This window comes from Streptomyces sp. NPDC001407 (genome assembly GCF_042895325.1).
Taxonomy (GTDB): Bacteria; Actinomycetota; Actinomycetes; order Streptomycetales; family Streptomycetaceae; genus Streptomyces.
Map to the genome: position 1 here is coordinate 100,324 of NZ_JBIAWF010000018.1, position 13,042 is coordinate 113,365.

General features: G+C 73.7%; 11 protein-coding genes. 6 read left to right on the forward strand and 5 right to left on the reverse strand.

Going from position 1 to position 13,042, the window contains the following annotated elements; all coding sequences use genetic code 11:
* Positions 1-2: 2 nt before the first annotated feature.
* A complete protein-coding gene (locus tag ACFY1P_RS23940) occupies positions 3-1,508 on the forward strand; it encodes an NADH-quinone oxidoreductase subunit C (RefSeq protein WP_390751830.1) in 1,506 nt (501 codons plus the stop codon).
* Here ACFY1P_RS23940 and ACFY1P_RS23945 read toward each other — a convergent pair.
* The 3 genes from ACFY1P_RS23945 to ACFY1P_RS23955 all read right to left on the reverse strand — a co-directional run bounded on the left by ACFY1P_RS23945 (position 1,503) and on the right by ACFY1P_RS23955 (position 2,952).
* Positions 1,503-1,682, reverse strand: coding sequence for a hypothetical protein (locus ACFY1P_RS23945; RefSeq protein WP_390751831.1), 180 nt, complete (start codon positions 1,680-1,682; stop codon positions 1,503-1,505). The genes ACFY1P_RS23940 and ACFY1P_RS23945 overlap by 6 nt on opposite strands.
* 111 nt (positions 1,683-1,793) lie before the next feature.
* Positions 1,794-2,243 carry a helix-turn-helix domain-containing protein gene (locus tag ACFY1P_RS23950; RefSeq protein WP_361531051.1) on the reverse strand — a complete coding sequence of 150 codons (450 nt, stop codon included), beginning with the start codon at positions 2,241-2,243 and terminating at the stop codon, positions 1,794-1,796.
* A gap of 73 nt (positions 2,244-2,316) precedes the next feature.
* Entirely contained in the window at positions 2,317-2,952 is a 636-nt protein-coding gene (locus ACFY1P_RS23955) for a TetR/AcrR family transcriptional regulator C-terminal domain-containing protein (RefSeq protein ID WP_361531054.1), read from the reverse strand.
* A gap of 71 nt (positions 2,953-3,023) precedes the next feature.
* On the opposite strand from ACFY1P_RS23955, the gene ACFY1P_RS23960 reads away from it, so the two are divergent.
* The 4 genes from ACFY1P_RS23960 (at position 3,024) to ACFY1P_RS23975 (ending at position 8,285) form a co-directional block, all read left to right on the forward strand.
* Positions 3,024-3,974, forward strand: a complete 951-nt coding sequence (locus ACFY1P_RS23960) for a threonine/serine dehydratase (protein ID WP_390751832.1) — start codon at positions 3,024-3,026, stop codon at positions 3,972-3,974.
* 201 nt (positions 3,975-4,175) lie between these two features.
* On the forward strand, positions 4,176-6,830 hold the full coding sequence (gene lanL, locus ACFY1P_RS23965; RefSeq protein WP_390751833.1) for a class IV lanthionine synthetase LanL: 2,655 nt from the start codon (positions 4,176-4,178) through the stop codon (positions 6,828-6,830).
* Positions 6,831-6,880: 50 nt separating this feature from the next.
* Positions 6,881-7,012, forward strand: a complete 132-nt coding sequence (locus ACFY1P_RS23970) for a hypothetical protein (RefSeq protein WP_361531063.1) — start codon at positions 6,881-6,883, stop codon at positions 7,010-7,012.
* Between the two features lie 61 nt (positions 7,013-7,073).
* Positions 7,074-8,285: a lanthionine synthetase C family protein gene (locus ACFY1P_RS23975; protein WP_390751834.1), complete on the forward strand. Its 1,212-nt coding sequence runs from the start codon at positions 7,074-7,076 to the stop codon at positions 8,283-8,285.
* 46 nt (positions 8,286-8,331) lie between these two features.
* Here the strand turns inward: ACFY1P_RS23975 and ACFY1P_RS23980 are convergent, their stop codons facing one another.
* Complete coding sequence (locus ACFY1P_RS23980) at positions 8,332-9,555, reverse strand: cytochrome P450 (RefSeq protein ID WP_390751835.1); 1,224 nt, start codon at positions 9,553-9,555, stop codon at positions 8,332-8,334.
* A 284-nt stretch (positions 9,556-9,839) separates the two neighbouring features.
* Between ACFY1P_RS23980 and ACFY1P_RS23985 the strand changes: the two genes are divergently transcribed.
* A complete protein-coding gene (locus ACFY1P_RS23985) occupies positions 9,840-10,871 on the forward strand; it encodes a hypothetical protein (RefSeq protein WP_390751836.1) in 1,032 nt (343 codons plus the stop codon).
* 10 nt (positions 10,872-10,881) lie between these two features.
* Here ACFY1P_RS23985 and ACFY1P_RS23990 read toward each other — a convergent pair whose 3' ends face one another.
* Entirely contained in the window at positions 10,882-12,927 is a 2,046-nt protein-coding gene (locus tag ACFY1P_RS23990) for a hypothetical protein (RefSeq protein WP_390751859.1), read from the reverse strand.
* Positions 12,928-13,042 lie beyond the last annotated feature (115 nt).

Sequence of the window (13,042 nt, forward strand, 5' to 3'; positions counted from 1 at the left end):
CAATGCCCGCGACCGTGACCGACATCGGCCCCGGCGAACTGCCCGGACGCGCCGCGGACCTGCTCGTCGACGGCCACCGCCTCGCGCTGGTCGCGGCCCACCACGACGGCCCCGCCGCCCCGGGCGGACCGGCCGTCCGCGTGGTCTACCTCTTCGTCTCCGGCCCGCCCGACACCCGTACCGAACTGCACGTACGCCTCGACCCCAAGGCACCCCGGCTGCCCACCCTGGCCCATCTGTCCTTCCCCGCCGGGCGGTTCGAGCGGGAGATGCGCGACCTGCACGGCATCGTGCCCCTCGACCACCCCCTGCCCCACCGCCTCGTCCGCCACTTCCACTGGCCCCGCGGCTGGTACCCCATGCACCCCGAAGCCGGCCCCCCGCCGCCCTTCGCCGAGCCGGAGGGGCCGTACCCCTTCCTGGAGGTCGAGGGCGAGGGGGTCTACGAGATCCCCGTCGGACCGGTGCACGCCGGACTCATCGAACCCGGCCACTTCCGCTTCTCCGTCGTCGGCGAGACCATCATCAAGCTCAAGGCCCGCCTGTGGTTCGTCCACAAGGGCATCGAGAAGCTCATGGAGGGCCGCACCCCCGAGCGCGGCCTGCCGCTGGCGGAGCGCGTCAGCGGCGACACCGCCGTCGGACACGCCCTCGCCTACTGCCTGGCCGTCGAGGAGGCAACCGGCACCCGCGTCCCCGAGGACGCCCGGCGCGCCCGCGCGCTCCTCCTGGAACTGGAACGCCTCCACAACCACGTCGCCGACCTCGGCGCCCTGTGCAACGACGTCGGCCACGGCATCCTCAACGCCCGCGCCCAGCACGTCCGCGAACAGCTGCTGCGCCTGAACCAGGAGGTCACCGGGCACCGGCTGCTGCGCGGTGCCGTCGTCCCGGGCGGCGCGGCGCTCCGCTCGATCCCCGGGACGGCGCGGATGCGGGTGCTCGGCCGGGAGATCGGCGACATCGTCACCCTCGCCCTCGGACACACCACCGTCCGCGACCGCTTCACCGGCACCGCCCGGCTCGACCTGGCCGCCGCCCGTGACCTCGGCTGCCTCGGCTATGTCGCGCGGGCCAGCGGGCTGGCCGCCGACGCCCGGATCCGCCACCCCTTCCACGACTACGGGCCCGCGCTCACCGTGCCCGTGCACACCGCGGGGGACGTGCTGGCCCGCTTCCTCGTACGGGCCGAGGAGATCGACACCTCGCTGGCGCTCGTCGAGGAACTGACGGAACGGCTCATGACCGGCCGCTGGGTGGTGGACCTCCCGCCGGGCCGGCCCGGAGCGGCGGCCGCCGGCACCGGCATCGTCGAGGGCTGGCGCGGCACCGTCACCACGCGCGTCGAGCTGCGCGGGCGTGACCACACGCTGACCCGGGTGAAGACGGCGGACCCGTCCTTCTTCAACTGGCCGGCGCTGCCGGTCGCGCTGGCCGACACGATCGTCCCGGACTTCCCGCTGACCAACAAGAGCTTCAATCTGTCCTACGCGGGCAACGACCTATGACGGCTCCGGCTCCTCGCCGGCCTCGACACCGTGCTCACGGGCGAGCCGCACGGCGTCCTCCAGCTCCTCCTCCGCCACACAGGCCCCGTAGTCATCGCCCTCCCTCCGCGCCGCCGCCAGCGCGGCCCGTGCGTGGCGGATCCGCTGCCGCATCGCTTCGGCGAACACGCTCACGACAACCCCCAGGGGGAATCACCGGTGGTGGGAAGGATTCCTCAAGTCTAGGGGAGCCGAGGGCAACGAGCTGCTGCCCGTAGCCCGCCCGTACGGGGCGGTCGTCCGCGCTCAGGCCGCGCCTTCGGCCGTCCAGCCCGGGACCTGGAAGCGGGGCGTGAGTTCCGCGCTGGTGACCTCCTCGCCGCAGCAGCGGCAGACGACGACGGAATCCAGGTCGGAACCGCAGGTGTGCTCCAGCACGGTCGGCGGCACATCGGCCAGGTGCTTGTCACCCCACCGCATCAGCATCAGGAGCACCGGGCGCAGGTCCTGCCCGGCGGGGGTGGCGCAGTATTCGAAGCGCGCGGGGCGGTCGTGGTACGGAACCTTCTCCAGGACCCCCGCTTCCACCAGGCGCCGCAGCCGTGCGGCGAGGATGTCACGAGGGGCTCCGGTGTTACGGGCGATCGCGTCGAAGCGCCGGACGCCGAAGAAGACCTCACGCAGCACCAACAGGGAGTATTTCTCGCCGACCACGCCGAGTGCGTCGGCGATCGAACAGGGGCGCGCTGTCGTCATGCCTTCATCGTAAAGCAGCCGGATTTGCTTCCCCAACCCTGCCTGGACCGAGGGGAATCCGGCCGCCGGACCCTCAGGGCCGGGCCGCGGCGATGAGTTGGCGCAGGGCGCCGTGGTAGACCTCGTGGTCGGTCATGGCCGGCAGGATGACGTCCATGTGCCCGGTCAGCACCGGGAACCGCTCCGGGTCGAGCGAGGCCAGGGCGGTGCGCGTGGTGGTGACGGTGGCCCCGGGGTCCCGGTGGTCGACGAAGGTCGCGCTGCCGAGCGTGAGCAGATACATCCGCCGGTACGTGTGGAAGGCGTGCTCGGGGGTCATCCCGGCGGCGATGCTGTCGGCGAGGGCGGGCTCGACCAGCCGGGCGAGCAGTTGCGGTCCGAGCCAGGGGCGGGAGCCGCGCAGGGCGACCAGGCCGGGGTGGGCGGTCAGCAGTGTGTAGAGCGCGGTGAAGCGGGCCTCGGTGGCCTCGGCCCACGGCGTGCCCGGCGGGATGTCCGGCAGCTCGGCGGCGAGGTGGTCGGTGCACAGGTCGAGCAGCCCGCCCAGGTCCGTGCAGCGGCGGTGGATGGTCGCGTGCGAGACGCCCAGCCGGTCGGCGAGCGAGCGGAAGCTCAGGGCCGAGGGGCCCTCCTCGTCGATGATCGCCAGGGCGGTGCGGGCGATGAGACCGGGGGTGGCCCGGCTCAGGGAGGGGGATCGTCGCGGCATGTGAAACACCGTAACGTACGCTGTAACGGAAACGGCCCGACGGCCACCGCACGGTTCAAGGGGGACCTCCAGTGCACCGCCTCACCTACGGCGACATCCAGCAGGCGACCGAGCGGACGGCCGGGCACGTCCGGCCCGTCGCCCTCGCCCCGGCCGGCCCCGGGCCGTACGAGCTGTCGCTGGCGCTGGAGTTCATGCAGCACACCGGCTCCTTCAAGGCGCGCGGCGCGTACAACTTCCTAGCCGCCCACCGCGACGCCGGCACGCTGCCCGCCGCGGGCGTCACCATCGCCTCCGGCGGCAACGCCGGACTGGCCTGCGCCTGGGCCGCCCGGCAGCAGGGCCTGCCGGCGACCGTCTTCCTCCCCGAGACCGCCCCGCACGTCAAGGTGGCGCGGCTCCGCGGCTACGGCGCGGACGTCCGGCTCGTCGGCAAGGAATACGCCGAAGCCCTGGCGGCCTGCGAGGAGTTCGCCGCCGGCACGGGAGCCCTCGCCAGCCACGCCTACGACCATCCGCTGATCGCCGCCGGGGCTGGCACCCTGCTGGAGGAGATCCGCGCGCGGGTGCCCGGCCTCGACACCGTCGTCGTCGCGGTGGGCGGCGGCGGGCTGTTCGCCGGGATCGCCACGGCCGCCCGGCACCACGGCGTGCGGACCGTCGCCGTCGAGCCCGAGAACTGCCGCGCCCTGCACGCCGCCCTGGAGGCCGGGCGGGTCACCGAGGTGGCGGTCGACTCCGTCGCCGCGGACGCCCTCGGCGCCCGGCGCGTCTCCGAGACGGCACTCGCCGCCGCGCAGGACGACGGCGTCACCTCGGTCCTGGTGCCGGACACCGCGATCACCGCCGCCCGCCAGGCCCTGTGGGACGACCGGCGCGTCGCGGTCGAGCACGCCGCGGCGACGGCACTCGCGGCGGTGTCGGGGCCCGCGCCCGCCTATGTGCCGGCCGAAGGGGAGAAGGTCGCGGTGGTGCTCTGCGGGGCGAACACCGATCCCGCCGATCTGGTGGGCCGCCACTGAGCGGGCTCGGTGAAGTCCGGCGGGGTCCCGACGGAGTCGTGGCCGTCGACCTGGCGCGCCGGTGTCGGTCGACGCACCCCCCGCCAGGTATGACGGCCCGTCAGTCAACGGCGTTCCCGGCCGTACGGGGAACGCATCTGCCTGCCGACCGGCCGGGACGGACCCTCGCCAACGGCCCCCGCCGGTGCCATCATCGATGTCGTGGCACTGAGCTATCAGTCGATCACTCTGCGGGCTCTGCGGGACAAGGGCCCCGACTGGACCCTCCGGGACGGCGCGACCTGGTGCATGGTCACCCCACCGCGCCACATCCGCCGCACGCAGGGGTGGAAGCTGCACGTGTCGGCGACCCCCGCCTCCGCGCCCGACGTCCTGGAACGCGCCGTCCCCGTCCTCGTGGCGCACGCGTGCGCCTTCAAGTTCGCCGTCTCGCCCCGGGTGACCGCCGAACTCACCTCCGTCCGCGCCTCCCGGACGCAATCGGGCAAGTTCCTCACCGCCTACCCCGATGACGACGACCAACTGCGCGTGCTCGCCGAGGAACTCCACCACGCCACCCTCGGCCTGGCCGGGCCCGCGATCCTGTCGGACCGGCGCTACCGCCCGGGCAGCCTCGTCCACTACCGCTTCGGCTGCTTCGCCCGGCCCCACGAGCTCAACGACGAGGGCTTCTACGAAGGGCGGCTGCTGGCCCCCGACGGCACCTTCGTCACCGATGTGCGCAACCCCTGGTTCTCGCCGCCCCCTTGGGCGCCACCGCCCTTCGACCCGCCCCCGTCCACCACGGCGGACCGCCCGCGCGGCGGCCCCGTCCTGCTCGCCGGCCGCTATCTCGTCAGCGAGGCGGTCCGGCACTCCAACCGCGGCGGCGTCTACCGCGCCCATGACCGGCGGACCGGCGACGACGTCCTGCTCAAGGAGGCCCGCCCGCACATCGGCGGCGGCCCCGGCGAGGAGGACGCGCGGGACTGGCTGCGGCACGAGGCCACCGTCCTGGCCCGGCTCGCCCCGCACCGCGTCACCCCGGCCGTGCGCGAGGTCTTCGAGGCCGCCGGGCACGTCTTCCTCGTCGAGGAACTGATCGACGGCAAGAGCCTCCAGCAGTGGGCCGCCGAGCGCGCGTGGCGCGACAGCGGCCGCATACCGGTGGCCGTGGCCTGGGAGCTCGCGCGCGAACTCACCCGCGTGACGGGCGAGGTGCACACGGCCGGCTTCGTACTCCGCGACCTCAAACCGGGCAACGTCGTCATCAGGCCCGACGGCACCCCCGTCCTCGTCGACCTGGAATGCGCGGTCCACGCGGACAGAGCCTCCTACATCGCGGGCACCCTCGGCTTCACCGCCCCCGAATACCTCGACGGGCCCGGCCGCGACAGCGCCACCCCACCGCCCGCCCCCGGACCCGAAGCCGACTGCTTCAGCCTGGGCGCCACCCTGCTGCACGCCACCACCGGCATCAGCCCCGTCCTCGCTCCCGATTCACCGCCGGGCCGCGCCACCGGTGACCGCCTCGCGGCCCTCGTCGACGCCGCGGCCCCCGCCTTCCCCGCGCTCCGCGCACTCGCCCCGCTCGTCCTCGGCCTCACCGCGGACGGCCCCTCCCGCTGGCCTCTGGAGAAGGCCGCCGCCTTCCTGCGCGCCGACCCCGTCGTACGGCCCGCGACCGCCGGACCCGTACTGTCCGACCACCGGATCGAGCACCTCATCGGCGACGGGCTGGCCCACCTGGCGGCCACCGCGGATCCCGCCGGCGAGTACCTCTGGCCAGGACCGCGCGCCCTGCCGCGCGCCGACCCCTGCAACGTCCAACTGGGCGCGGCCGGCGTGCTGGCCGTGCTCGACCGGGCCGTCCGCGCCGGCTGGACGTCCGCCGGACCGCTGCTGCGCACCACGGCGCAGTGGCTCGACGAACGGCTCACCCTGCCCAGCCGCATCCTGCCCGGCCTCTACTTCGGCCGCTCCGGTTCCGTATGGGCGCTCCACGACGCCGCGCGCACCCTGGCCGACCCGGCGCTGGCCGAGCGCGCACAGGAGTACGCCCTGCGGATCCCTCTCGACTGGCACAACCCGGACATCTGCCACGGCCTCGCGGGCGCGGGCATGGCCCAGCTCCACCTGTGGCACGCCACCGGCGACCAGCGGTTCGCGGAACGGGCCTCGGAGTGCGCCGACGGCCTGCTCCGCCTGACCGCGCGCGCGGACGGCGGAGTGGACTGGGCGGCCGGCCCGGAGCACCGTGCCGACCTCGCCGGTGCCACGTTCTACGGCTTCGGGCACGGCGTCGCCGGTATCGCCGCCTTCCTGCTCGCCGCCGGACGGGACCTGGACCGCCCCGGGCTCGTCGACATCGCCGTCGGCGGCGGCCACGCCCTGTGCGCGGTCGCCGAGCGGCACGGCGACGCGGAGCACTGGCCCAAGGGTCCGGGCCGCACCGAGCGCACCGGCCTGAACTTCTGGTGCAACGGGACCTCCGGCGTGGGGACCTTCCTGGTCCGGCTGTGGCAGGCGACCGGCGACGCGGTCTTCCGCACGCACGCCGAACGGGCCGCCGCCGCGGTCCACCGCGACCGCTGGCGGGTCGGCACCGGCACCTGCCACGGCGTCGCGGGCAACGCCGAGCTGCTGCTCGACCTCGCCGAGGCGACGGGGGAGGAGCGCTACCGCACCTGGGCGGCCCAGGCCGCGACCTGCCTCCACCTGCGGGCCGTCGAACGCGACGGGCACCTCGTCGTCCCGGACGACAGCCTGCGCGAGGTCTGCGCGAGCTACAACGTCGGCATGTCCGGCCCCCTCGACTTCCTCCTCCGCCTCAAGCATGGCGGCCCCCGCTCCTGGCTGGTCGACAGCCGCCGTTGACGGGCAGGCCCGCCGCGATCACCAAGACCCCCGACAGGAGGTGAGAAGCCATGGAGAACGACGTACTCCAGCTGCAGGAACTGCCGGAGACGGACGAGCAGGAGCTGGAACCGGTGATGTGCTGCGACACCGACCACACCAGCGGCAGCTGCACCGATCCGCCGCGCTGCCCGCCGTCCTGACGGAACCCCAGACTCCGGGTGGCTGCCCCGGCGGCCACCCGGACACGGCGTAGGAGGTCCCTTGGGCGAAGCGCCCTGGGCGCCGGTGCTGCGCGGAGCCACGGCGGACGCGGCCCTCGGCCTCGTCACCGCCCTCGCCGGAAAGCCGCGCTCCACACCCCGCCGAGTGCGCCCGGACCTCGCCACCGGCGGCCCCGGACTGGCCCTGGCATACGGCCAGTTGGACCGGTGCCTGCCCGGACGGGGCTGGGGAGCCATGGCCGACGGCTACCTCAAGGCCGCGGCCGCGGGGGCCCGGCACCCCGGGCCCGCGTCACCGGGCCTCTTCGGCGGGCTCGGCGGCCTCGCCTTCGCGGCCTGGTCGCTCGCGCCCGGCACGGACCCGCTGCCCGAAGTCCACGACGAAGTCCTGAGATCGGCCGCGGCGCGGAGCCTCGGTGCCGCGCCCCACGGCGTGCCCGTCCGCGCCTTCGACACCGTCTCCGGGACGACCGGCACCGGGGCGTACCTCCTGTGCCGCCCTCACGAACCGGCCTCCCGCGCCGCGCTGCACACCGTGCTCGCCGGGCTGGTGACGCTGAGCGGCGAACGGGACGGCACGCCGCACTGGTACACCCCCGCCGAGCACATCGACGACCCCGCGACGCGCTCCCTCTTCCCGTCAGGTGTGCTCAACTGCGGGATGGCACACGGCATTTCCGGGCCGCTCGCCCTGCTGGCATCGGCCGGTGCCGCCGACGCCGGCGTGCCCGGCAAGCGGGAGGCCGTAGAACGACTGGCCGCGTGGCTGACCGCCCGTCAGGCCGGAGACCGTCACGGCCCGGACTGGCCGAGCCGGGTGGCCCCGGAGGGCCGCCCCGTCACCACGGCCCGGGCACCGGCGACCTGGTGCTACGGGACCCCCGGCATCGCCCGCGCGCTGTGGCTGGCGGGAGCCGCCCTCGACGACACGTCGCTGTGCGACCTCGCCGTACGGACCCTGAGGGCCGCGCACCGGCGCCTCGCGGAGCGGCCGGACGCCGAGGGCGCGGTGGGGCTCTGCCACGGCGCGGCCGGGTTGCTGCACGTCACGGTCCGCTTCGTGCGGGACACGGGGGACGCGGAGCTGAGCCGCGCGGCGGTCCGGGTCGCCGAGCGGCTGATCGCTTGCCGGTCGGCGGTGGCGGCCGCCGGGCCCGGCTTCCTCGACGGTGCGGCGGGGGTGGTGCTCGCGCTGCTCGCGGCCGCGACGGACGTGGCGCCGCTGTGGGACCGGGCCCTGCTGCTGTCGTAGGACCGGCCCCGTCCGTCGGGGAAGAAACGGGACCGGAGCTTCGGAGTCAGCGCAGGAGAACAGGCAGGTCCTGGAGCCAGTTCATCGTCATGCTCGGCCGCCTGCGGATCTCCGGCCCCGGCACGGCGAGCCGCAGCCGGGGGAAACGGTCCAGCAGCTTGTCGAAGAGGATCTCCATCTCCGCGTACGCGAGCAGCGCCCCGACACAGCGGTGCGCCCCGTGCCCCATGGCCAGGTGCTGGTGATCGGTGCGGGTGATGTCGAAGCGGTGCGGGTCGGGGAAGCGGCGCGGATCGCGGTTGGCCGCCGAGACGGCGATCAGCAGGAACTCCCCGGCGGGGATGGACACGCCCTCCCCCAGATCCACGCGCTCGGCGGTGTAGCGCGGGCCGACCGCGCGGAACGGCCCGTCGTGCCGCAGGCACTCCTCGATCGCACCGGTCAGCAGTGAGCGGTCCGCGCGCAGCGCCGCGTACTGCTCGGGGTGGCTCAGCAGCGCGAACATCCCGTTGGCGATGGCGTTGGCCGTCTCGATGCCCGCGATCAGCAGCAGGAACGCGGTCGAGGCGAGCTCGGTGCGGCTCAGCGGCCGCCGCTTGTCCGGCTTCGAGCCCAGGGTGGACAGCAGCCCCCGGGCGGGGTGCACGCGCCTGCGCTGGTCGAGCCGCGCGCTGAAGTCGGCGAGGAGAGAGCTCTGCCCGACGCTCTCCGTGCCGCGCCGGCACATGAGGGTGTCGAACCAGGCCGGGAAGCCGGGCTGTTCGTCCTCGCGCAGGCCGAGGAGCTCGGAGACCACGGCGACGGTGAAGGGGTAGGCGACCCGCGCGCGGAAGTCGACCGGGCCGGCGCCCTCGGCGGCGAGCGCGCCGAGCGTCTCGTCCGCGAAGAGGTCGATGCTCGGCCGCAGGGTCTCGATCCGGCTCCGGTTGAGCGCCTGCTGGGTGCCCTGGCGCAGCCGCTGGTGCTCCGGTGGATCGGTGTTGATCATATTGGCCCGGATCCGGGTGCTCATCTCCCGCCGCCGCTCGGAGCGGGCGAGGTGCTGCTCCCTCAGGTCGGGGCGCTTCCAGTCGTCCCTGCGGACCGCGGGGGAGGTGAGCAGCCGGCGGGCCTCCTCGTAGCGGGGAATCAGCCACAGGCGGGTCCCGCTCACCCCGGTCACCAGCGTGGCGGGGGCCCGGGAGCGCAGGGTGTCGAAGACGGGGTGCGCGTCCTGGAAGAAGGCCGGGGTGAAGATCCCGGGCGGTGCGGCGGTCCGGTCGGTGGTCACAGCGAGCCTCCTCGGACGGGGGATGGACAGGGCCGCCGGCAGACTCTCGGCGCCGAGGGGCGTGGCTCTTTCCTTGCGCGGGTTCCTTGCGCTTGACGACCCTGGGTGGGAGGGGAGTTGAGGGGCGGCGGGATGGCGCGACGCCCGGGAGCCTACCCAGGGTGTCCGGGTGATTACACATGGCGACGGAGGCGGTGAAGGTGCGGCGGGGCCGTACGTTCGTGCATCCACAGGAACACCGATTCGCCCCCCGCCGGCCCAGCCGGCGCACTAGGGTCGGTGCGGTGCGCAGTCGCCTGGCATTCATCGCGTTCCTGGCCGCTCTCGTGCTCACCGCGTGCGGTTCCGGCGGGGATTCGCCGCACCCGCCCGCCCCGTCGGACAGCCGTACGGCCCGCGGTGACGGGGCCCAGCTGCTCTACCGCGGGCAGGGACGGGCCAGCGCCCAGAATCCCGCGTTCTCGCCCGACGGCAAGTCCGTCCTCTTCACCCTCTTCCGCGACGGCTACAACGAGGGAGCCGCCGCCCTGCGGGTGCTCCCGCTGAAGGACGGCGCTCCGGCCCGCCCCGGCACGCTGCTCGACGAGAGCGACCGGGCGGCCGTCAACCTCCCGGGTTCCAGCTGGCACCCCTCCGCCGGGGTCGCGTTCGCCTCCGACCGGGCGGGGCGGGACGAGGTGTGGGTGCTGCCCCCGGGCGGCCACCGGCCCACCCGGGTGACCGAACACGGCGGCGACACCGGCTATTTGGAGCCCAGCTTCTCGCCCGACGGCGCCTGGATCGTCTTCCAGGAGAGCGTGGAGAAGGAGAACGACGGCAAGGAGGGCGACGACGACCCCTCCGCGCTCGGCTCCCTCTGGAAGGTCCGGCGCGACGGCAGCGACCCCACCCGCCTCCTGGACGGCCCCGCCACGCACACGGACAACCGTCAGCCCAACTGGTCGCCGAAGGGCGACCGGCTGGTCTTCCAGCGCCGCGCCGCGGACAGCGACGACTGGGCGCTGTACGTGATGAACGCCGACGGCACCGGACTGCGCCGGCTCACCGACGGGCCCGGCGAACACACCGACCCCAGCTGGTCGCCCGACGGCCGGTCCGTGGTCTTCTCCTCCACCGCGGGCGGGCTCGACACTCCGCAGATCTTCGTGATCTCCGCCGACGGTGGCCGGCCCACCCGGGTGACCAGGAGCGGCGACGGTTACGACGGCGCGCCCAGCTGGTCGCCGGACGGGCGCTGGATCGCCTTCGAGGCCCGCCAGGGGGACGAGGACCGGCCCACCTCGCTGTGGCGGATCCCCGCCCCCCGGCGGCCATGACCGCCGGGCGTCAGCCGGTGGTGAGCGTCAGCAGCGAATACTGACTCACCGTCAGCGTCACGTTCGCCGTGTTCCCGACGAGCCGCCAGTCGACCGGCTTGGGCGCGGGCGAGGGACCGTCCGGCGAGCTCACCGTGGCGGCCAGCACCCGCTGCCCCGCGGGGAGGGCGAGCGAGACCGTGCAGGTGGTCGGCGCCGTCCTGAACGCCGCGGGGCTGTCGCCGAAGCCGGTGAAGTTCACCAGCTGCACCACGGTGTCGGCGCCGAGCCGGCGCACCTCCAGATGGATGCGGCGGTCACCGGAGAGTGTCACCTCCGGCGGCGCCGCGGCCGTCACCGGACCGAGGAGCTGATCGGCGCTCGCCTGGTCGGTCGAGGCCAGATAGCTCTTGCCCACCAGCTTCTGCACATACCAGCAGGTGCCCGAGCCGAAACGGTTCTGCTTGGTGGGGGGCAGCGGATCCGCCTTGCGGAAGCCGAGCACGTCGGCGAGGGCGAATTCGCTCCGCGCCGTGCCCAGTTCATCGAGGGCGGTGGGGGCCGGTCCGGTGATCACCACGGCGCCGCCACCCGCCACGAAGTCCCGCAGCACCCCCGCCTCGGCGTCCGAGACGGCCTGCAGGTTCGGCAGCATCAGCACGCGCAGGCGCGCCAGGTCGGCGGCCGTGAGGCCCGGACTGGGCACGGTGTCGAAGGGGATGTGCGCGAACACCAGCGCCTTCACCGTGCCGCGGAACTCGCCCAGCCACTGCTGACTGGCGCAGCTCTCCTCCGCGCTGCCGGAGGCCCACCACTCCTTGACCCCGGCCGGCTTGCGGGTGTTCACATACATCCCCGTGCCGGCGGCGGGGCTGACGAAGTCCCGCGAGGCGGAGGAGTGGTAGACGCCGACGACGGCCGCGGAGGCGGAGTTGTAGAGCTTCTCCTGGTTGGCGGCCACGAAGGCGTACATCCTGGTGCGCATCGCCTTGTCGGTGGTGTCGTTCTTGAACGGGCTCTTCACCTCGTACGGATTGCAGCCCGCTGCCAGCAGCTCGGCCATCACCAGCGACGCGTCGTCCGCCTGCCAGCCGTAGGAGAACGCCCAGGCCGGCTTGGTTCCGCTGGCGGCGCGGGCGTATTTGTACATCGAGATCAGACACGTCCAGTCGGCGGCGGTCGCGTGGCGCATCCCGTCGTAGTTGCCGAGGATGTCCACCTCCCACACATGGCTGACGCCCTCCGCCTTGCGCAGATAGGCCCCGTCGAGGCCGACCATCGTGCCGTACTGGTAGTCCATGCTCACCGTCTCGACGAACGTCACCAGATCCGGGTTGACGGACCGTCCGGCGGCGGCGATGTCGAGCTGCCACTGCAAGAGATTGCGGTGCCGCCACTCGACGTAGCGACGGAAGGGGAGGCTGTTGAAGTCGGCCTTGGCGGGCAGCGCGAGCCCGGTGTCGGCGCGGAAGGCGTCCGCCGCCCAGGCCGAGGCGTCGCACCAGCTCATCGCGCCGTCGAAGTAGATCGGGACGTCCGGCCACACCGCGTCGAGGCCCGTCCCCGCGAGCGCCTTGATCCGCCCCAGATAGAAGTCCCGCCAGGGGGAGTTGGGGCTGACCCAGCAGCTCTCGTCGCCCGGGTCGACCCAGACCACCAGGCTGCCGTAGAAGACGTTCGGTTTGCCGTCGAGGCTGCGCTGCACCCAGGACTTGCCGTCACCGTCCTTGTAGAACGAGCGGCCGTTCTCCCCGCCGACGCTGATGACCTCCAGCGAGGGGTAGTACATGACCACCCGTATCCCGGACGCGTGCGCCAGCTCGACGAAGCTCTTGACCTTCCCGAGGTGCTGGGTGAAGTCCGCCTCGGTGATCCAGTTCGACAAGATGGTGTCGAGCTCGATGGCGTTGACGTTCTGCGCCTTCAGCGCCGCGATCACGGGCTTCATGTCACGGGTGGGATCGGCGTCCTCGTCGAAGGTGCCGTCCGCCAGCCGCGCGAAGCGGCTCCACTCCGGGAAGACCCCGGAGGCTCCCTGCCGGGCCGCCGACGCCGCCCAGGCCGGATTCTCGTACACGTCCAACGGGCCGGGGAGCCGGGGTGTCAGCTGTGCCGCCAGCGCCGTGGCACCGGCCCCCAGGCCCGCTCGTAAGACGCCTCTGCGGCTGAATCTTCGCATTCCGCTCATGGAC